General features: G+C 35.7%; 1 protein-coding gene. It reads right to left on the minus strand.

Annotated features, from left to right (window positions below):
- On the minus strand, positions 1 to 189 hold a 189-nt coding region (locus DIU01_RS00580), incomplete at its 3' end, for an acyltransferase domain-containing protein (protein ID WP_290831324.1).
- Positions 190 to 213 lie beyond the last annotated feature (24 nt).

Genomic DNA, 213 nt, shown 5'->3' on the forward strand with positions numbered 1-213 from the left:
GGCTGGTTGCGTTACTTTGGTTTCTTTTAATTCTTCGGCTGTTCCTTCAAACATGATGTCTGTGATTCTAAAACCTAGAATTTCATTGGCTTTTTCAAATAATTCTTTTGCAACTGCCGAAGTTTCGTATAATTCTTTTCCCATGCCCGAGAATTGCGCGCCTTGTCCTGGAAATATGTATGCTTTCATAAATTTAGTTTAAAAGTTTAAAGT

Origin of the sequence: Flavobacterium sp. (assembly GCF_003525665.1) — a bacterium.
Classification (GTDB): Bacteria; Bacteroidota; Bacteroidia; order Flavobacteriales; family Flavobacteriaceae; genus Flavobacterium.